This is a genomic window from Neobacillus sp. S1227 (assembly GCF_055385255.1).
On record NZ_AP038276.1, the window covers coordinates 2,651,406 to 2,672,580 of the forward strand.

Sequence of the window (21,175 nt, forward strand, 5' to 3'; positions counted from 1 at the left end):
TACCGTACGATAGTACCTGGGGAGGAACAATATTTATGGCTCGAATAGAATATCAAAAAGGTAAGCCAGCTTCATCAAGGTGGCTGATGGGAGGATTGGCGGGAAGTATAATCCTCATCATTTCCTCGATTTTTTTATTTTTCTATCCTTTTGTATCAGAAGAGAAAAAAGTCTATTTTAACGGAAGCAGCCCTATTTTATTTAAGGGAGCACAGCAAGGCAATGCTTTAATCGAAGAGAACAATATCTATGTTCCATTCCATTTTTTTAAAGAGAGTATTGACCACACCATCACCTATGATCAAAAATCGAAATCCGTCATTATCACCACTAAAGATAAAGTCGTGCAAATGCCGACAGATTCGTTAACGTATTTTGTTAATGAAAAGCCTGTTTCTTTACAGCTTTCGCCTATTAAATCGATGGACGGCGATATTTATCTGAATCTTGACTCCATTATTGCTTTTTACCCGATTCAGTATCTCAGGCTTCCACAAACCGGAGCCATTTGGATACAGCAGGACGGGGAAACATATCAAACAGGAAGAATTATAGATAAAGATATCACAGGGGAAAAACTCAGGCTACGGACAGAAGCGTCGTGGCAATCCCCTTATACCGCCGAAATGAACAAAAAGGAAGCTGTTTCAATCGAGGGAGAAAAGGAAGGTTTTTATCTTGTCAGGAAGGCAAACGGTATCAGCGGCTATATCAAGAAAAAGTATGTGAAAAAAGAAGAATCCGGGATAATTTCGATTGTCCGTGAAAGTAAATCATTTCAACTGTCGAAAATAGACGGGCCGATCCATTTAACATGGGAAGCCGTTTATACAAAGAATCCAACTGCCGCTGCGATTTCTGAAATGGCGGGAATTAATGTGGTTTCTCCAACTTGGTTCTCATTAGCGGGCGAAGATGGTTCCATCAAAAACCTAGCATCATTGGAATATAGCAAGTGGGTTCAGGCAAAGGGAATCCAAGTGTGGGGTGTATTTTCTAATTCCTTTGACCCGGTATTGACGAACAAAGCTTTCAAAGATTTTGAAACCCGACAGAAGATCATTCGACAATTGGTTTATTTCAGCCAAATGTATCAGCTGCAAGGAATCAATTTTGATATCGAAAATGTAAATCCTGAGGACGGACCATTGGTTACACAATTAATACGGGAAGCAGCCCCATATTTGCATGAAGCGGGATTAACGGTATCGATGGATATTACGTTTGCCGCAGGCGAGAATAACAATTGGTCCTCTTTCTATGAAAGGCCAAAGCTTGCCGACATTGCGGATTATTTAATGATCATGGCATATGATGAACATACCGCAGCTACCGGTCCTGGCAGTGTAGCGAGTTTTCCATGGGTCGAGCGCAATTTGCAAAACCTGCTGACTGAGGTACCGAAGGAGAAACTTATATTAGGGGTTCCATTGTATGCACGGCTATGGAAAGAACAAACGAATGCTGATGGAACTATAAAGGTCACCGCTCAGGCTCTTTCTATGGAGAAGGTGAAGGCGTGGCTCGCCGAACGGGAATTGCAGCCTGCCTATGATGAGGAAAGCGGGCAAAATTATGCCGAGTATTATGTTGAAACAGAGAAGGCCAATTATAAAATTTGGATTGAAGATGAAATGTCCTTAAAGAAGCGGGCTGAGTTGGCAGTGAAATATCACTTAGCTGGAGTCGGAAGCTGGTCAAGAACTTTCGCTGACCAAACTGCATGGACTGCTCTTAACATCCTTTCTGAAAAAAATATCACCAAAAACGAATAACCGGCATGTGCCGGTTTTTTGTTTTTTTATCCAATAAATTAGGAAGATTTAAAGGCAATTTCTTTACAGAAATATGGAGAATTTTCAAACCATTTGTTAATTCGTGGTAAGGTATGTATCTGTTTTTCTACAATTTAGCTAAAATAAATATAGAAACTGAAAGAATAACCGGCCAATAGTAATCAACTTGGTCGGTTTTACCATATCTTCCATGTTCACTAAGGGGTGAAAAAACATGAGAAATGAAAAGGAAAATACAAACTATCAAGAGTTGGCGGAACAATATGAAGCAATCAACAGAATGTTAGAAAACCGGTTACAAGAGGAAATCGCCAAGAATAAAGAAAAAGATCTTATTTTAATCCAGCAGGCAAAAATGGCAGCGATGGGCGAAATGATTGCAGGCATCGGCAGTCAATGGCGCCAGCCTGTCAACAGTTTATTAATGTTAATTCAAGATATTAGAGCAGCCTTGGAATACGGTGAAATAAACGGTCAATATGTCGATCGATTTACAAGAGAAAGCATGATTCAGCTTGAAAATATGTCGAGAACATTTAATGATTTTCGGAAATTCTATAAGCCTAATCTTGAGAAAAATCTGTTCTCAGTCAGTGAAGCCATTGAGGATGCGTTGTCAATCTTTTCCATCTGTCTCAAAAACCACGGGATCCAAGTGGACTTTATGTACAGGGGACAGCAAATGGCATTTGGGTACCCAAATGATTTCAGTCAGATTGTCCTAAGTCTCTTAATGAATGCTAGGGACTCTTTTGTGGAGAAGGACATTAAAAATCGAAAAATTATCATAAAAATTTGCGAAACAGATAGGTATATTTCGGCAGAATTTAAAGATAACGCAGGAGGAATTGAACCTTTCTTGCTAGCTAAGGTATTTGACCCATATTTTACATCGAGAAGGAACGGAACTGGACTTGGGCTTTATATGTCAAAAACCATGCTGGAAAATATGAATGGCAATATTTCTATTGAAAATAATGGTGAGGGGGTCAGTGTATCCATTTCGGTACCTAAGGTTACTTCCGCTGTCAGACTTGAATTGAACCCGATTTAAGTTGGCTTCTAATTTGTTGGAAGCTTTTCATTTTAGCTAATAAGTATAAGTGAATCTACGCCTCATGAACCGCCCTTAGGCGAGTTTTCTTTATAATTTTAGTAAATAAAGATACAATAAGGAAAATAATGTTTGTAGGAGTGAAGATAATGGCACTAGAATATCCAAGCCTTGAAGAAATGGGTGCAATTTTAAAAAAAGCGAAAAGGATTGCTGTGGTCGGTTTAAGCGATAAACCTGACAGGACTTCTTATCAAGTGTCCGAGGTTATGCAAAAGGCGGGCTACGAGATTATTCCCGTAAACCCGACGGTCGATGAGGTGCTCGGTGTAAAGGCTGTAAAGTCATTAAAGGATATTGAAGGCCATGTTGATATTGTCAATGTTTTCCGCCGCTCCGAGCAACTATTCGATGTGGCGAAGGAATTTGTCGAAATCGATGCTGACGTATTTTGGGCGCAGCAAGGCCTCGAGAATGAAGAAGCCTATGAATTTTTAAAGGAAAAGGGCTACACTGTCATTATGGACCGGTGCATTAAGGTTATCCATGCTTTAACTAGATCAAGATAACATGAAAAAAAGCTGCTAACATTACTGGCAGCTTTTTATTTTTTTCTGCCCAATATATAGGGAATTTAACCGTACACAAAACGATTGTTTAAAATTACTTATTTGCTAAATCGAAATAAATCGCTAAAATAAAGCATAGACGCCAAATGAACTTATGGTAAAATTAAGTAACAAAACATTTGTTCTAGTATGGATTACGGAAAGAAAAATACATTTTTTATAGATAGCAGGAATGTGTTTTAGAATTGTTTTCTTTTTGTAGGGATGAAAGGGGTATTTTTAGTGGCAAGAAATCAACAAGCTTTTGAATACAACGATGATGCCATACAGGTACTTGAAGGGCTCGAAGCAGTCAGGAAGCGTCCTGGAATGTACATTGGCAGTACGGATTCGCGAGGTCTGCATCATCTCGTTTATGAGATTGTCGATAACGCTGTCGATGAAGCGCTTGCAGGCTTTGGGGAACACATCATTGTCAAAATACACAAGGATAATTCGATAAGTGTCGTCGATAAAGGCCGCGGGATGCCAACGGGTATGCATAAAATGGGGAAACCAACACCAGAGGTAATCTTAACGGTACTGCATGCCGGGGGAAAATTCGGCCAAGGCGGATATAAAACAAGCGGCGGTTTACATGGGGTTGGTGCTTCGGTCGTTAACGCATTGTCAGAATGGTTAACTGTCACCATCAAAAGAGACGGCTTTGTCTATGAACAGCGTTTTGAAAATGGCGGCAAACCTGTTACAACACTCGAAAAAATCGGCAAAACTAATCAAAGTGGAACGACAATTCATTTTAAGCCGGATCCAAGCATCTTTTCGGCAACCACGTATAATTTTGAAACTTTAGGTGAACGATTACGCGAATCAGCCTTTTTACTAAAAGGGCTTAAAATAGAAATCATCGATGAACGAAACAATCTTCATGAAGTTTTCCATTACGAAAATGGAATAGAGGCGTTTGTAGCCTACTTAAACGAGGAGAAGGACTCCCTTCATCCGGTTACCAGCTTCGAAGGCATACAAAATGGAATTGAAGTCGATTTTGCCTTCCAGTTTAATGATGGCTATTCTGAAAATGTCCTGTCATTCGTCAACAATGTCCGCACAAAGGATGGCGGTACTCACGAAGTTGGCGCAAAAACGGCCATGACTAGGGTGTTTAACGATTATGCACGCAAGGTTGGTTTGCTAAAGGAAAAAGATAAAAACCTTGATGGTGCTGATATTCGTGAAGGGCTATCAGCAATTGTTAGCGTTCGGATCCCTGAAGAGCTATTACAATTTGAAGGGCAGACAAAAGGAAAATTAGGTACAAGTGAGGCACGATCTGCTGTTGACTCTGTTGTTTCAGAGCATCTTTCTTACTTTTTAGAGGAAAATCCAGATATCAGTTCCTTGCTTGTTAAAAAGTCGATTAAAGCCTATCAAGCAAGGGAAGCAGCAAGGAAAGCGCGCGAAGATGCGCGAAGCGGGAAAAAGCGCAAGCGCTCCGAAACGGTATTGTCAGGGAAATTGACACCTGCCCAATCTCGCAACCCACAAAAAAATGAGCTTTACCTGGTGGAGGGTGACTCTGCCGGCGGCTCTGCGAAACAAGGGCGTGACCGCCGTTTTCAGGCCGTATTGCCATTAAGAGGAAAGGTCATCAATACGGAAAAGGCCAAGCTTTCCGACATTTTTAAGAACGAAGAAATCAATACGATTATTCACGCCATCGGGGGCGGTGTTGGGGCTGATTTTAATATTGATGATATCAACTACGACAAAATCATTATCATGACGGATGCTGATACGGACGGAGCGCATATCCAGGTGCTCCTGCTGACGTTCTTTTATCGCTATATGAAGCCGCTTGTAGAAGCGGGCAGAGTATTTATTGCCCTTCCGCCGTTATTTAAAGTCAGCCGCGGGACAGGTAAGAAAGAAATCATCGAATATGCTTGGAATGAAGATGAATTGCAATCAGCTATCAAAAAGGTTGGCAGAGGCTATATCATTCAACGTTATAAAGGTCTTGGCGAAATGAATGCCGATCAGCTTTGGGAAACAACGATGGACCCAGAAACACGGACACTGATTCGCGTAAAAATCGACGATGCCGCACGAGCAGAACGCCGGATCACCACACTGATGGGCGATAAAGTTGAACCCCGCCGGAAATGGATTGAAAGCAATGTGGCTTTCGGATTGGAAGAAGATGATACGATTTTAGAAAATGAGAACATCACTGTAATAGAGGAGGAGGTTGAAGGATGAGTGCAAGCGAAAAATTCCGCGACTTACCTCTAGAGGATGTCCTCGGCGACCGTTTTGGACGCTATAGTAAATACATTATTCAAGACCGCGCTCTGCCAGATGCTAGAGACGGATTAAAGCCGGTACAGCGAAGAATTTTATATGCGATGCATGTCGAGGGCAATACCCATGACAAAGGCTTTCGTAAAGCCGCCAAAACAGTAGGTAATGTTATTGGTAACTACCACCCGCATGGCGATTCGTCCGTTTATGAAGCAATGGTTCGCATGAGCCAGGACTGGAAGGTTCGCAATGTCCTAGTGGAAATGCATGGAAATAACGGTAGTGTTGACGGGGATCCGCCGGCAGCAATGCGTTATACCGAAGCACGTCTGTCGGCAATAGCTGCTGAGCTTTTGCGTGATATTGAAAAAGATACGGTTGATTTTATCCCGAACTTTGACGATACGTCTAAGGAACCAACCGTTTTGCCAGCAGCGTTCCCGAACCTCCTTGTTAATGGATCTACAGGAATTTCAGCAGGTTATGCGACAGATATTCCCCCCCATCACCTGGGTGAGGTCATTGACGGTGTCATCATGCAAATGGATAACCCAGACATCACCGTTGATGAATTAATGACAGTGATCAAAGGACCTGATTTCCCAACCGGCGGAATTATCCAAGGAGTCGATGGGATTAAAAAAGCTTATGAATCAGGTAAAGGAAAAACCATCGTTCGCGGGAAGGCGGAAATTGAAGATGTCCGCGGCGGCCGGCAGCAAATCGTTGTCACGGAAATTCCGTACGAGATCAATAAAGCCAATCTCGTGAAAAAAATCGATGAATTCCGCCTCGACCGTAAAGTCGAAGGAATCTCAGAAGTTCGTGATGAAACAGACCGAACCGGCCTTAGAATCGTCATTGAACTTAAAAAAGATGCCGATGCAGCGGGAGTTTTGAACTTTTTATATAAAAACAGCGACCTGCAAATTTCCTACAGCTTTAACATGGTTGCTATCCATAATAGACGTCCAAAACAAATGGGGCTTCGCGAACTGCTCGATGCCTATATTCAACATCAAAAAGAAGTTGTGACCAGAAGAACGACATTTGATTTAAACAAAGCAAGGGAACGTCAACATATTGTTGAAGGCTTGATGAAGGCCTTATCTATACTTGATGAAGTAATCGCCACTATCCGTGCTTCTAAAGATAAGCGTGATGCTAAGGATAACTTAATCGCGAAATACTCGTTCACAGAGATTCAGGCAGAAGCGATTGTCTCTTTACAGCTTTATCGCTTAACAAATACTGATATTACTGCTTTAAGAAATGAAGCGGAAGAATTGGCCAAAAAAATAGAAGAACTGACTAGCATATTAGAAAGCGAGAAAAAGCTTCTTTCCGTTATTAAAAAAGAGTTAAAAGAATTGAAAAAACGCTTTGCTGATGAACGCCGTTCGAAAATTGAAGCAGAAATTCAAGAGCTGAAAATCAACCTGGAAGTTATGGTGGCTAGTGAGGATGTCATTGTAACGGTTACGGAACATGGTTATGTTAAACGGACAAGCCAGCGCTCTTATGCCGCTTCCAATGGTCAGGATTTTGCCATGAAGGAATCAGACCGTATCTTAGCACAGCTTGATATGAATACACAGGATGTTCTACTCTTGTTCACGAATAAAGGGAATTACTTATATTGCCCAGTTCATGAACTTCCTGATATCCGCTGGAAGGACATGGGCCAGCACATCGCGAACATTATTCCAATTGACCGGGATGAAGATATTGTCCAAGCTATACCGGTAAAGGATTTTGATACAAACGCGTTCCTTATCTTTGTTACCAGAAACGGTATGGTTAAGAAAACCGAATTGAAGCAATATCATGCCCAGCGCTATTCCAAACCGCTGGTGGGCGTGAATCTGAAAGATGATGATCAGGTAATTAATGTCCATTTAACAGATGGTACAAAGGAATTATTCCTTATTTCGCATTTAGGTTATGCATTATGGTTTGACGAGGAAGAAATAAGCATTGTTGGACAGCGGGCCGCCGGGGTGAAAGGAATAAATCTCAAAGATGGTGATTACGTGGTTGGCGGTCAGGTTCTTGAGCCAAACAGTACCGAATCAATCGTCGTTGCTACTCAGCGCGGTGCATTGAAACGAATGAAGCTGCGAGAATTTGATAAAGCAACCCGTGCAAAGCGGGGTGTTGTGATTCTTCGTGAATTAAAAGCCAACCCTCACCGAATAATGGGCTATGTTGCCGCTAAGGATCAGGATGAAATATATATACAGACAGAGAAAGGCTATATTGAGTCAATAATAACCTCTGAGATAAAATTCAGTGACCGCTACTCCAATGGTTCTTTCATTCTAGATGAAGGAGAAAATGGAAAGGTGACAAGAGTTTGGAAGGTCGAAGGTAAAGTAATTCCGGGTGAATAATATTTTCATAAGGGCTCTCTTAAAAAAGGGGGTCCTTTTTTTCATCTTTTTTCCATTCTTGGGCATACTGATAATAATCAGTATGGGGAGGGATTAAAGTGAAAAAAGAAACGCTTTTAGCTGTTTTTGCTTTTTTTATGGTTTCGCTTTCTGCCATTACAGTTGTTTATGCCATTGAAGAAAGTGCAAAGGTGATTACGATATCGAAAGAGGAAGAAGATATTACAGGTGATGGAAAAAACGAGGTCATCCAATTAAAGGGGGAACCCTACCAGGATGATGAAAATAGTTACCTAAAAGAAATTTTCATTGACATAAATAGTTCTGATGGGAAAACTATAACAATTCCATTGGAAAGTGGAGAAAAGGCAGCACTGCTGCTGGCAGATATTAATCATGATGGTGTTAAGGATGTATTTGCCACTGTAAATACTGGCGGCAGTGGAGGAATCGTTGATACATTTTTATTTACCGTTAAAGATTTTCAAAAAAAAGATTTAACAGTATCTGAGCCTCTTGATATGGAAACCCATTTTTTAGATGGCTATAAAGCAGAAATCAAAATTAACGCTACAGGTAAATCATATCTTTTCGACCTTAGAGATCGAAAGGATTATTATAAAAAAATGGGGCTTTATCGAAAAGGGAAACTAAATGAACCAACCGAATTAATGGTGAATCCTTTTAACAGTCTTGAACCGATCCAATTAGATGCGGGAAAATTGGGGTTAAAAGGTATTCAGAGAGTTACCGGAATTGCGAATGCAGATACCATTGCATTTGTGGAGTCTATTTGGTCTTACTCAGATGGAAATTGGCAATTAGTTAAGGTGGAAGTAAAAAAAGAAGAGGTTTAGGATAAAAACACAGGAATCCCTGTGTTTTTTGATTGACCGTGAAATTGTATACGAATTATACTTAGGTTGGTAAATAAATTAGTAACCTATCTATTTTGCGGGAGGTGGAAAAAATGACAGATGATAATGCAAATACCACGCAAAAACTTCTGAGGGCGTTTTCACAGTTTAGAAGATCTGGATGGCATGATCGGCAAATAGCCGGTTATAATCCCAGTGAAATCAAGGTTCTTTTGGCAATAAGGCATGAAACAAACGAGGAAAAATCAGATATGAAGGTTTCAGAGATTAGCAGTATTCTTAGGGTTACGTCTCCAACAGTTACTCAGATTGTCAATAAACTTGAAAAGGATAACCTTGTTAAACGCAACACCGATCCAGTTGACCGACGAGCTGTTAATATTCACCTAACAGAAAAAGGCATCGAGGTAACCAACGAAGCAAGAAAAGCTTTTACCGAAACCTTTGCAGGTTTAATTGATTATTTAGGGGAAGACGATAGTGAGAAGCTTGCTGAGCTTCTCACTAAAGTTTTTACCTATTTCGAGCATACCTATCGTCAATAAGAAATGGAGATGACCCAAAATGCTTAAATTAGCAAAATTCCTAAAACCATTTCAGTTTCCTATTATGTTTGTTTTAGTATTAGTGCTTCTGCAATCCTTGTCTGAACTGTATCTGCCGACATTAATGGCGGATATCGTTGATAAGGGTGTAGTAACCGGCGATACGCATTATATTTGGAAAATTGGCGGGTTTATGCTCCTCGTCGCAGCGGGCGGCATGATTTGTTCTGTCAGTGCCAGCTTTTTTTCCGCCAAAGCCGCTTCAGGTTTCGGAAAATTATTGCGAAGCAAAATCTTTTCCCATGTCGGGGATTTTTCTTTACAGGAATTTGACCAAGTTGGAACAGCATCACTCATCACGAGGACAACCAATGATATTACGCAAATACAACAAGTGTTAATCATGATGCTCCGAATGATGGTCATGGCTCCGATGATGTGCATCGGCGGCATCATCATGGCTTTATCCAAAGACTCAAAACTTTCTTTGGTACTTGCTGTGGCTATTCCGATATTAATCCTCATAATCTTAATTGTACAAAGAAATGCCATTCCATTATTTAAAGCGATGCAGGTAAAACTTGATAACCTTAACCGCGTCTTACGGGAAAATTTAACTGGAATTCGTGTGATTCGTTCCTTTAACCGAATTGAGCATGAAAAGAAGCGATTCGACGAAGCCAGCTGGGATCTTACCCAAACCGCGATAAAAGTCAATAAACTGATGGCCGTCATGATGCCGACGATGATGATTATCCTAAATCTGACAACAGTAGCGATTATCTGGTTTGGCGGCATCCGCATCAGTAATGGACACATGGAAGTGGGCGACATGATGGCCTTTATCCAATACGCAATGCAAATCATGTTCTCCTTCCTGATGTTATCGATGATGTTTGTAATGATCCCAAGAGCTTCTGTATCAGCAGTAAGAATTATTGAGGTGCTAGATACAACGGCTGATATTAAAAATCCTTCAACTCCCCGTATCCCAGTAAGCAGCAATGGGGAGGTTGAATTTCAGAATGTCAGCTTTTCCTATCCAGGAGCTGAAATGCCTGCTATTTCGAATATTTCTTTTAAAATGAGACCAGGTGAAATCACCGCGATTATCGGCGGAACCGGCTCAGGTAAATCAACGCTTATTAATTTGATTCCTCGCTTTTATGACGCTGGCAGCGGCAAAGTGTTGGTTGACGGAATCGATGTACAAGAAATGAATCAGGATTTACTTCGTAAAAAAATTGGTTTTGTCCCGCAGCAAGCCGTTCTTTTTACTGGGACTATTTCGGAAAATATTCGATACGGCAAAGAAGATTCAACAGATGAAGAAGTGCGTCATGCTGCTGAAATTGCCCAAGCCGCAGAGTTTATTGATGAAATGCCTGAAGGCTACAATACGCTGATTGCCCAAGGTGGAACAAATGTTTCGGGCGGACAGAAACAGCGTTTATCCATTGCTCGGGCGCTTGTCCGAAGACCGGAAATCTATATTTTCGATGACAGCTTTTCCGCTTTAGATTTTAAAACAGATGCCAAGCTTCGGGCTGCATTAAAAGATGAAACACAGAACTCTACTGTGTTAATTGTTGCCCAGCGCGTTACCACCATCATTGATGCGGACCAGATTATCGTCCTTGATAATGGCGAAATTGCTGGAATTGGCAAACATAAAGAGCTGATGGAAAACAGCAAAGTTTATCGTGAAATTGTCATGTCTCAGCTTTCTGAGGAGGAAATCGCATGAGTAAAGATTCACAGAATCATAGACCTCAACAAGGACCTGGTCCTCGGGGCCCTGGCGGCGGATTTGGTCCTATGGGAATGGGTGCCCCTGTTCAAAAAGCAAAAGATTTTAAAGGAACATTGAAGCGGTTAATTACCTATTTAACTCCATTTAAAATACAGCTTATAGCGGTTCTCATCACGGCCATCATCAGTACTATATTTGCCATTGTCAGTCCAAAAATTATGGGGAAAGCGACAACCAAGTTGTTTGAAGGCTTGATGATGAAATTTCGTGGTGTGCCTGGAGCAAAAATTGATTTTGAATACATCGGGCATATCATTGTATTATTAATAGGGCTTTATATTATAAGTGCTGTTTTTGCATACATTCAGCAATATATAATGGCAGGAGTTGCACAAAAAACAGTTTACCAGCTTCGTAAGGAAGTAGAAGAAAAGCTGAACCGTCTGCCATTAAAATATTTTGACGCACGCACCCATGGTGAAATCCTAAGCCGGGCGGTAAATGATGTCGATAACATCAGTACCACCTTGCAGCAAAGCTTAACCCAGCTGATTACCTCAGTTGTTACCCTAATTGGTGTAATTGTTATGATGCTTTCGATTAGTCCGCTAATGACATTGATCGTGGTGGTGACACTGCCGCTTAGTTTTATTGCGACAGCAAATATTGCCAAACGTTCACAAACCTATTTCAAGGGACAGCAAAAGGCGCTTGGCCAGCTGAACGGACATGTTGAAGAAATGTATACCGGCCATAAGGTTATTAAGGTATTTGGCCGGGAGCAAAAGTCGATTGAACAATTTGAAGAAATCAATGAAAGACTCTATCAGGCTGGCTGGAAGGCACAATTTATGTCAGGAATGATTATGCCGTTCATGTCATTTATAAACAATATCGGTTATGTACTTGTATCTGTGGCAGGCGGGATATTGGTTACCAAAAAAGCGATTGAAATTGGCGATATTCAGGCATTTATCCAATATGCCAGACAATTTTCCCAACCGATTACCCAGACCGCAATGATTGCCAACGTGATTCAGTCAACGGTGGCGAGCGCAGAGCGGGTGTTTGAAATTCTCGATGAAACAGAGGAGATTCCGGAAGCTGCCACTGCAAAAAAGCTTGCGGATCCAAAGGGAGAGGTCCAATTCGAGAATGTTTGTTTCGGTTATAAAGAAAATGAATTATTAATCGAGGATATGACCATTGAAGTAAGCCCAGGGCAAAAGGTTGCTATCGTTGGTCCGACCGGAGCGGGTAAAACAACACTAATTAATCTATTAATGCGTTTTTACGAAATCAATTCCGGTAATATTTTGATCGATGGGCTTGATACACGGGATATGAAGAGAGAGCATTTGCGCGGCTTATTTGGAATGGTGCTGCAGGATACATGGCTATTTAACAGCACAATTCGTGACAACATCGCGTATGGCAGGGATGGAGCAACAGAAGAGGAAATTGTTGCCGCTGCACAAGCTGCTAATGCAGACCACTTTATCCGTACATTGCCTGATGGCTATGATACCATCTTAAATGAGGAAGCTTCGAATATTTCTCAGGGACAAAAGCAGCTCTTAACGATTGCAAGGGCAATTCTTGCAGATCCAGCAATGTTAATCCTTGACGAGGCCACTAGCAGCGTCGATACCCGGACCGAAGTCCAGATTCAAAAGGCGATGGATCATTTGATGAAGGGACGCACAAGCTTTATCATTGCCCACCGACTATCAACTATCCGCGATGCAGATATCATTCTAGTCATGAACAATGGCCGAGTCATTGAAAAGGGAAACCATCAAGAATTGTTGGAAAAAGACGGGTTCTATGCAGATTTATATAATAGTCAGTTTTCTGGTGGACGAATGAAAGATGCAGGATAAATGTTAAAAAAGCGCTAAGGACTGCTTTCCTAGTGAAGCAGCTGCCTTAGCGCTTTTTTTGTGCATTTAAATTGAAATAGCCGGCTATTTTGGAACCTATTGAAGCAGCCGAGCAGTTTAGTAACCGAACGATAAATATTCATAAATGGTTTATGGCGTAATTGACATATACTATTAACCTTAAGGAGATGAAAAAATGGAAGAAGAATTTTATTTCTCAAAAAAACAATTTATTAAAGGTTTAAAGATGCCGAAAAGTATAGATGGCTTGATGATGAGAAGAGGTGATGTTTCACTAGCTAAGATTAATGGTGAATGGAAAAAATACACAGAATCAGTACCAAGAGGAAGAAAACCATTATCAAATCATGATGATCTAGTTTTGATTGGATGCGGTAACGATGTTGAAATTGAACGTGAAAAGCTTTCACAGGAACAAATTGAAACTTTGATTTTAGAAATGGAAAATAATCATTAATTCAAAATACTAAATACAGAACAATGGGCATCTAGCCCATTGTTTTTTTACTAATAGTCCAGGGGAAAAGTATTGACATCGACTTAAAATAGATGATATAATTAAAAATTTTGTTATTTGAGGGTGGTGTGCTATACTTAAGATGTACTAAATTTGGAGGTGGTTACTTGTTTCAAGTTGGTGATTGCATCGTTTACCCAATGCAGGGAGCAGGAGTTATTGAAGCAATAGAAGTAAAGGAAATTCAAGGTGAAAAGCAGCAGTATTATATAATAAATATGCGAATCAATAAAATGCAAGTCATGATTCCTATTTCAAAAGTAGAAAAATCAAGAATTCGTTTAGCTACTGATATGATTACACTTGAAAACGTACTGGATATTTTTTATTATGGTGCGACCGATACAACCCTTTCGATGAAAGAAAGATACAAAATTAATATGGAAAAACTTAAATCAGGTAATATCCAAGAAGGCGCAGAAGTTGTACGGGACTTAATGAGAATAAACAAAAATAAATCGCTTAATTCTAGCGAGAAGCAGATGCTGGAGAGTGCACGAAAGATTTTTATTAGTGAACTTGGTTTAATTAGAGGTATAACTGAAAATCAAGCAATAGATTTATTAACCAACAAGGTAGGATAAATGCATTATTTCAAAGGTTTACCTTCACACCTATTCTTTATGAAACCCCTTTTGTTAGAAAGGGATTTTTTCTTATGTTTATTAAAGTATACAGTTGAAATTTATATAAGGGGAGGGAGAATAATTGTACGAGGCAAAAGGGTTTCAAAGTACAGACTTTGCAGAACTTATTCTGCTTGTTAATGATTTTCTTGGCACATTAGAGGCAGGAAAGCTTATTGATGTTAAATACAATTCTGTTCCTCTTGCTGTAAGCGCACATACAGAATATGGGGTTTACCCAGATACAAAATACACCGCAATGATTATATTAAAGAAATAGTTAGTTTAAAAAGGTCTTACGATATGATAAATTTTTTGTCCTTTTGCAATTTTTTACAAAAAATACGATAATAAAAAAGAGGCTGTCCCAAAAGTGTAACTTTAAGGGGCAGCCCTTTTTTATTTCATTGCTATATTAAATTTCCACATAAGTTGATAGCTGATTCCCGTAATAATTCATTATTAAAAAGTGAGAGTAGGCAGAGAATAGACCAGAGGGAATCATCAAGAACTGTTGGCACAAGACGGTTTTGTGCAGCGCTTTTATTCTACTATTTAATTATTAAAACAGGACAATGCGCATGCTGGGAAACTTTCTGGCTTACGCTTCCGAGCATTAACCCTTTAATATTCCCCAACCCTCTGCTTCCTATGACAATCAGCTGATAGTTTAATTCATCTGCTTTTTTAACAATTTGAATCGCCGGTTCCCCCATTACATAATGGGTTTCAATCTCAATTCCATCTTCTTCTGCGAGAGTAACCGCTTGTTGTAAAAGATCACGGCCTTTAGTCTCTTGGTCAGTATAAATATTATCAATAGTTTTTATTGGAATCCCATCGACGATTTGCAAATTTTTCTCCACATGGATAACACCAATTTTAGTATATCTTTCATTAGCAAATTTTAAAGCGGTTTGTAATGCTTTTTCACTCATTTTGGAACCGTCTATGGCTACAAGAATCCGATTGAACATAGGATCATCCCCAATAAATATATTTATTTTTTTTATGTTTTTAAGTATACATTATTTTATTGAAGAATTTGCTTCTACTGCAGAAATACCTGCTTTTTGTGAGGCAGTTTTTTTCCGAACAATAAATAGTGTAATTTTTATATTATCATGCATTAAATATATTGCGGGATATCAAAGATATAAAACAAGAAATAAGGGAAATGGAAGAGGGAATTCGCGGAACCCTGACTATAGGTGTAGCCTCAAGCTATGTTAATTTTCTCCCGAAAAATATTCGAGATTTTTGAGAGAATTATCCTGATGGTATTAATAAAAATTTTGAAAGGGGATTCATCAAACCTTCAAAATTTATTGCTAAAAGGTGAAATTGATCTTTCCATTATGCTGCTTCCTATGAATTTTCAGGAGTATTATGTGAGACGTTTGCCTAATAGTCCTTTTGTTGTGGTGATTCCAACAAACTGGAAAACTAAATTCTCTAACCATAATGTGAGATTGGAAGAATTTATTCAGTATCCATTTGTAATGTTTGGTCTTATGAAAGGGTATACAATGTATGAGACTATATTAAACCAATTCCATATGCATCAATTTTCTCCTAATATTGTCATCGAGTGCATGGATATATCAACTTTGCTGAGTTTTGTCACTTTAGAAATAGGAATTTATATCATTCCGAAGTCGGAAATTTACGGTTCTTTTCATCAGGATCTTACGACACTGGAAATTGAGGATTTCTCCCTATTTGTAGAACCTGCAATTGTTTATCAGAAAGAACACCGCCTTACTATAGCGGCAGAGTGTTTCCTAAGCTACTTTACAACAACCAGCTGACTTGTTGTACTGGAGATAACATTCTAAATTTTAGAGATAGATGTTGTAATCATTCCTTAGAGAAAAAACAAGGCTCTTTTCTAAGAGATTGTTGCTTTTAACTATATTGAAAACAGCGAGTGGATTGGAGCGAAAGGCGCTTGACTCCTGCGGGAAATAGAGGAAAGGTCGAGACCCCGCAGACGGAACGTCGAGGAGGCTCGACTTCCTCCCCGCCGGTTTGCTGAGCGCCTGTAGCGGAAAGGAACGGACAGTGTTATTCCCAAAAACAAAAACTTTACGAAAAGAGCCAAAAACAAAGAGGGAGGAGGGGAGGCATTTTTCAAATCGCTGATGGAAGTGCATTAGCAAGATCTCAACAATTATACAATTGTTGGATTTTCGGACGAAACTAACTAAGTATTTTTAGGGAAGAGGCAAACCAAATAAGCAAAATATAAGTTCAAACATAAAGTCAATTTTATTGTAATTTATTATTTATTAGGGGGCTAAAGTGATTTAGATGATTATTAATTTATGCTGCGAATCAAGGAAAGAAATATGAGTATATGAAGGTATATTCAGCAAATCTATTATCAATAAATTAATTGCTGAAAAAATAATAACTAAAAATTTTGTTTTGTCTCACTATCTTAAGTATACTCTGGAATTGAGATACCACAAATAAAATTTACTATAAATATATTATGTAAACTGGTAAAATGAATTTAAAAAAGGGGGAGGCTGCTATTTAATACAGCCTTCATATCATTTTAATCTATTTGTTCCTTCGGCATATCCATCTTATCAACAGCAACTTTTAAGTCATCATTCTTAATATGCGTATAAATCATCGTAGTTTGAATCGATGAATGACCTAATTGCCGGCGTAATTTTGGCACATCATTGATTTCCGCATGATATCTGGTTGCAAATGAGTGCCGTAATTTATGGACTGATAATGATGGTTTACCGAACGCAGTTGCATATTTTTCAATTAATTTTTCCACCGCTCGCGCTGTCAGCCTTCTTGTTTTTCCTTTTGGACCTATCGGAGCAGCCACAAATAATGCTTTCATATTTTTATCAACCTGGTATTTAGGAATCCTGATTGCCAAGTATTCCTTTAAATCATCCATGGCTGTTTGGCTAAAATAAACAAATTGTTCTTTATTTCCTTTGCGAATCACTCGTGCACAATACTTACTGAAATCAATATCTTCAAGATCTAACCCAATTAGCTCAGAAAGCCGTAATCCAGAACCTAAAATCAGTGATACAATTGCAGTATCACGTTCTTTATTTAATTGATGAAAATTGAAGATTTTTTTGTTTTCTTTATTGATTTCGCTATATTCATGGGCGACAAAGAGACGAAATCGCTCATATTCATCCCCAAGAAGAATTTTGCCTTCCATTTTATTTGCCTTCGTTTCCAAACTTTCCTTAACTTCGTTAAACTCTATTTTCGCCATGACATTCCGACTAATATATGGTTCCAAATCCGGTGTTTCCGCGATGTTTTGCAGGTAATTAAACAGGGATTTCAACGCAGATAATTTACGGTTAACGGTTAATTCTTTGTTATTTAATTCGTAATGAAGAAAATTTAAAAATCCTTCAACTTCAATGACTGTCATTTTTTCAAGGCGTTCCAACGGGATATCTTTGATGCTCCCGGTCCATAATTGCTCGCTAATCATCCAATTGAAGAAGATTTTATAGTCGTGACAATAGTTGAACAACGATGCAGTAGATAATTTTCGTAATTTATGATTTATGTATTCTTCAACATACCAAGGGAGTTCATTAAGCATTGCCTGGAGTTTTTTGAAATTTTCCTGTTTTGCTGGATTTACCATAATAACACCTCTACAATATTTTACCTCCTAAGGATTATTTCGTCAAATTTATATTTTACGTAATTAAATAAAAATAGCCCACCATCGCATATCCGGCTCTTCCCTCTTAAATGTCCAGCTACATGCAAGTCTTAAAATAACGATGAGAAACTCCGAAAAAAACAAGGAAATTCCAAAATGGATACATCGTATATAGCGGTCTTTTGACTTCTATACACTTCTTCCTTCCCTTCGCATTGTCGAGCCACTCTTGCCCATAGTGGTAAATGACAGCAGAATAGTAAAAGAATTGGGGATTTTGATGCAAAGGATTCTTATTTCATGCGTAGTTTCTATTTAACTGCCCATACTTATATCAAAGGGTATTTCAGCAAATATGCTTTCGAATGACTGGTTAGATTAAGTTTGTGCAAAATTTCATTTCTTGTACCAAAAAAATATTATTAGAAGGTGATTTTATGAAAACTTTTTTGATTGCCCTGGCCATCTTAGTGATAGGAATTGGCGGATTTTTTGTACTCAGTAATGTGCAAGAACAGAAAGAAGAGGCACATGAAACGCCTGCAAAAAATGAAGGCCAAGAAGGAAAAGGAACGGTATCCAAAGTGGACGGTGAAGCCATCTATAAGAACACCTGTGCCGGCTGTCACGGAGATCAATACCAAGGCGGAGTTGGGCCTTCTTTAAAAGGGGTCGGTTCCCGTTTATCAGGTAAGGAAATCGAGGACATCATCCAACATGGCCGAGGCGGTATGCCATCTGGCTTGATATCCAAAGAGGACGCGCCAGCAATGGCAGCATGGCTGAAAACTTTAAAATAATTCTCCCCTGTTTAAATTAAAAGAGGGAACTTGAATAAAATTAAGTCCCCTTTTATCTATAAAAGCCCAATAACCATAAAAACCAATAACTATAAAAACCCCTGCTCTCCTATTTTATTTAGGAAATCAGGGGTTTAATGTTAATAAAAATTACTACCGAACAATATTACTTAGATTGTAAAGCACTCACTACAGGGTGTGGAACACATAAGGCTCTCACAAATACGAAACTAATTTAATTTGGTTATATTTTGCCCTCCTTTAAACTGATCAATTTTCTTTAATAAACCAAGAAAACCTCTAATTGTAAATAAAGTAAAATTAACACTCGCAAAAGTATGGAATGGGGACCAATTATTCCATTTAAACAATCTGGTGTTCTTTTCCATAAACCATTGGGCAAAACTCATAGGAATACTAAAAATTAAACTTTTAAGTAAAATCTTCGGAAATTTATCATTGTATGAAATCTTAACCCAAATAACACTCAAAATCGGGAAAAACAATATATCATAAACAATATTAGTTTTAAAAATTTTTGGAAAAGGCCGAACTGGATATTCCACTCTTTTCGTTCCAACAACATAAGCATCAACAAGAGTTGCAAGTACTCCTTTCGCGAAAAGAATTAGGAGATTTTCTCTCATTTTTGGTCCTTTAAATAGAAATGGCAAAGAAATAAAACATAAGGCTGTGAGTATATTTAAGAGTTTTCTTTCCATAAAAAAACACCCTTCCAAAGTGTGAATAAATGACATTATTACAATTACCTAATCAAAGAAATATTATCCTAAAAAGAGCTCAATCTTTTAAAAAGCTAATCCCCCTATCGATTAACTTTTCTAACTATAGCTCCCCTTTCTTCACCTATTCAGCAAATGTAACTGTTGATCTTTTAAAAATGTTTAATCCCCCTTTCAAGCAGTCATTTCAAGATAGCCAACAAGTCTAAATGGTGTTAAAATAAATAAAATTCATCAAGAAGGAGCAACATGTATGCATCAAAAAATATCATTCTCTACATACGCAGTCATCGGTACAATGCTGTTTGGTATGTTCTTTGGGGCAGGAAATTTGATCTTCCCTATTCAGATGGGACAGGTAGCCGGTACTAACTTTTGGCCATCTTTAATTGGTTTTCTTGTAACAGCAATTGGTTTGCCGTTTATGGGGATTTTAGCATTCGGGCTATCCGGAAGTAATGGACTTCGTGAATTAGCTGGACGGGTCCATCCGAAATTTGGAGTCGTCTTCTCAATGGCCCTATACTTAACCATTGGCCCTTTTTTCGCGATTCCACGAACAGCAACAGTACCTTTCGTGGTCGGTTTCGAACCATATATTAATCCAGAGCAGGCAAGTTTATATCTTGGTCTTTTTAGCTTCGTATTTTTTGCTATTGTCTATTATTTCTCATTAAATCCTGCAAAAATTATTGACTATATCGGAAAGTATCTAACACCTGCATTTTTAGTATTTTTATTCTTATTAATAATTATCGCGATTGTTAAACCTATGGGCCACTTTGGAACGCCAACGGGTGATTACAGTCAATTGGCATTTATAACTGGTTTTAAAGAGGGGTATAACACGATGGATGCCCTTGCTTCATTAGCATTTGGTATTGTTGTCATCAATGCTATTAAAGGACAAGGGATTACCGATAGGAAGACAATTGCAAAAGCAACATGGAAATCAGGCATTTTCGCCATGGCTCTAATGATGCTGATATACGGCCTCATTACTTATATGGGGGCATCGAGCGTATCTTCGATCGGTACATTCGATAATGGCGGGTTAATTTTTGCAAAGGTTGCTAATCATTACTTTGGGGAATTCGGTGCAATCCTCCTTGCAGTTATTATTGTTCTAGCCTGTTTAAAAACCAGCATTGGACTCATTACCTCTTGTAGTGAATTTTTCAATAGTGTTTTTCCTAAAGTAAGTTATAAAATGTTCGTACTGATTCTATGTCTTGTATCATTTATCATCGCCAATTTTGGCTTAAACAATATTATTCAATATGCCGTTCCAGTATTAATGCTCTTATATCCCTTGGCGATTGTTCTAATTTTGTTGACGCTTAGTTCATCATTTTTTAAACATAAGCAAAGTGTATATGCTGCGTCTATGTTCCTTACTTTTTGTGTAAGTTTCTTCGATGGATACAGCACGTTAGTTGGGAGCTTGCCTGGGGCAGCTATTTCTATATTCGAAGCCATTAAAGCTTCGTATATTGACTATTTGCCGCTTTATAGTATTGGTCTAGGATGGATATTACCGGCAGTAGTTGGTGCGGTTATCGGCTATTTCTGGCCAATAGGGTCCAAAAAAGCTGCAGTTCAATAATACGATAAGACCCC

18 protein-coding genes are annotated in these 21,175 nt (G+C 38.8%); 15 read left to right on the forward strand and 3 right to left on the reverse strand.

Annotated elements, in window-relative coordinates:
• Window positions 1-35 precede the first annotated feature (35 nt).
• The 12 genes from ACZ5AE_RS13455 (at window position 36) to ACZ5AE_RS13510 (ending at window position 14,619) form a co-directional block, all read left to right on the forward strand.
• Window positions 36-1,775: a glycosyl hydrolase family 18 protein gene (locus ACZ5AE_RS13455; RefSeq protein ID WP_464573071.1), complete on the forward strand. Its 1,740-nt coding sequence runs from the start codon at window positions 36-38 to the stop codon at window positions 1,773-1,775.
• Between the two features lie 235 nt (window positions 1,776-2,010).
• The gene (locus ACZ5AE_RS13460) at window positions 2,011-2,850 is read left to right on the forward strand and encodes a sensor histidine kinase (protein ID WP_464573073.1); all 840 of its coding nucleotides are present in this window, start codon (window positions 2,011-2,013) and stop codon (window positions 2,848-2,850) included.
• Between the two features lie 149 nt (window positions 2,851-2,999).
• Window positions 3,000-3,419 (forward strand): CoA-binding protein, encoded by a 420-nt coding sequence (locus ACZ5AE_RS13465; protein ID WP_464573075.1) that lies wholly within the window; start codon window positions 3,000-3,002, stop codon window positions 3,417-3,419.
• Between the two features lie 282 nt (window positions 3,420-3,701).
• The gene (gene parE, locus ACZ5AE_RS13470; RefSeq protein ID WP_464573077.1) at window positions 3,702-5,681 is read left to right on the forward strand and encodes a DNA topoisomerase IV subunit B; all 1,980 of its coding nucleotides are present in this window, start codon (window positions 3,702-3,704) and stop codon (window positions 5,679-5,681) included.
• Window positions 5,678-8,116 (forward strand): DNA topoisomerase IV subunit A, encoded by a 2,439-nt coding sequence (gene parC / locus ACZ5AE_RS13475; protein ID WP_464573079.1) that lies wholly within the window; start codon window positions 5,678-5,680, stop codon window positions 8,114-8,116. Before parE ends, parC begins: the two co-directional genes overlap by 4 nt.
• A gap of 98 nt (window positions 8,117-8,214) precedes the next feature.
• On the forward strand, window positions 8,215-8,973 hold the full coding sequence (locus tag ACZ5AE_RS13480) for a hypothetical protein (protein ID WP_464573081.1): 759 nt from the start codon (window positions 8,215-8,217) through the stop codon (window positions 8,971-8,973).
• Between the two features lie 113 nt (window positions 8,974-9,086).
• Window positions 9,087-9,539 (forward strand): MarR family winged helix-turn-helix transcriptional regulator, encoded by a 453-nt coding sequence (locus tag ACZ5AE_RS13485; protein WP_464573083.1) that lies wholly within the window; start codon window positions 9,087-9,089, stop codon window positions 9,537-9,539.
• A 19-nt stretch (window positions 9,540-9,558) separates the two neighbouring features.
• Window positions 9,559-11,286, forward strand: coding sequence for an ABC transporter ATP-binding protein (locus tag ACZ5AE_RS13490; protein ID WP_464573085.1), 1,728 nt, complete (start codon window positions 9,559-9,561; stop codon window positions 11,284-11,286).
• Window positions 11,283-13,175 carry an ABC transporter ATP-binding protein gene (locus tag ACZ5AE_RS13495; protein ID WP_464573087.1) on the forward strand — a complete coding sequence of 631 codons (1,893 nt, stop codon included), beginning with the start codon at window positions 11,283-11,285 and terminating at the stop codon, window positions 13,173-13,175. Before ACZ5AE_RS13490 ends, ACZ5AE_RS13495 begins: the two co-directional genes overlap by 4 nt.
• A 196-nt stretch (window positions 13,176-13,371) precedes the next feature.
• On the forward strand, window positions 13,372-13,653 hold the full coding sequence (locus tag ACZ5AE_RS13500) for a hypothetical protein (RefSeq protein WP_464573089.1): 282 nt from the start codon (window positions 13,372-13,374) through the stop codon (window positions 13,651-13,653).
• 167 nt (window positions 13,654-13,820) lie between these two features.
• Window positions 13,821-14,297, forward strand: a complete 477-nt coding sequence (locus tag ACZ5AE_RS13505) for a CarD family transcriptional regulator (protein WP_464573091.1) — start codon at window positions 13,821-13,823, stop codon at window positions 14,295-14,297.
• A 124-nt stretch (window positions 14,298-14,421) separates the two neighbouring features.
• Entirely contained in the window at window positions 14,422-14,619 is a 198-nt protein-coding gene (locus ACZ5AE_RS13510) for a sporulation protein Cse60 (protein WP_464573093.1), read from the forward strand.
• A gap of 271 nt (window positions 14,620-14,890) precedes the next feature.
• Here ACZ5AE_RS13510 and ACZ5AE_RS13515 read toward each other — a convergent pair whose 3' ends face one another.
• Window positions 14,891-15,316, reverse strand: coding sequence for a universal stress protein (locus tag ACZ5AE_RS13515; RefSeq protein WP_464573095.1), 426 nt, complete (start codon window positions 15,314-15,316; stop codon window positions 14,891-14,893).
• A gap of 300 nt (window positions 15,317-15,616) precedes the next feature.
• Between ACZ5AE_RS13515 and ACZ5AE_RS13520 the strand changes: the two genes are divergently transcribed.
• Window positions 15,617-16,150, forward strand: a complete 534-nt coding sequence (locus ACZ5AE_RS13520) for a LysR family transcriptional regulator substrate-binding protein (protein WP_464573097.1) — start codon at window positions 15,617-15,619, stop codon at window positions 16,148-16,150.
• A 752-nt stretch (window positions 16,151-16,902) separates the two neighbouring features.
• Here the strand turns inward: ACZ5AE_RS13520 and xerS are convergent.
• The gene (gene xerS, locus ACZ5AE_RS13525) at window positions 16,903-17,991 is read right to left on the reverse strand and encodes a tyrosine recombinase XerS (RefSeq protein ID WP_464573099.1); all 1,089 of its coding nucleotides are present in this window, start codon (window positions 17,989-17,991) and stop codon (window positions 16,903-16,905) included.
• A 458-nt stretch (window positions 17,992-18,449) separates the two neighbouring features.
• On the opposite strand from xerS, the gene ACZ5AE_RS13530 reads away from it, so the two are divergent.
• Window positions 18,450-18,812, forward strand: a complete 363-nt coding sequence (locus tag ACZ5AE_RS13530; protein ID WP_464573101.1) for a c-type cytochrome — start codon at window positions 18,450-18,452, stop codon at window positions 18,810-18,812.
• A 230-nt stretch (window positions 18,813-19,042) separates the two neighbouring features.
• Here the strand turns inward: ACZ5AE_RS13530 and ACZ5AE_RS13535 are convergent, their stop codons facing one another.
• Window positions 19,043-19,534, reverse strand: a complete 492-nt coding sequence (locus tag ACZ5AE_RS13535) for a CBO0543 family protein (protein ID WP_464573103.1) — start codon at window positions 19,532-19,534, stop codon at window positions 19,043-19,045.
• Between the two features lie 274 nt (window positions 19,535-19,808).
• On the opposite strand from ACZ5AE_RS13535, the gene brnQ reads away from it, so the two are divergent.
• Window positions 19,809-21,161 (forward strand): branched-chain amino acid transport system II carrier protein, encoded by a 1,353-nt coding sequence (gene brnQ / locus ACZ5AE_RS13540; protein ID WP_464573105.1) that lies wholly within the window; start codon window positions 19,809-19,811, stop codon window positions 21,159-21,161.
• Window positions 21,162-21,175 lie beyond the last annotated feature (14 nt).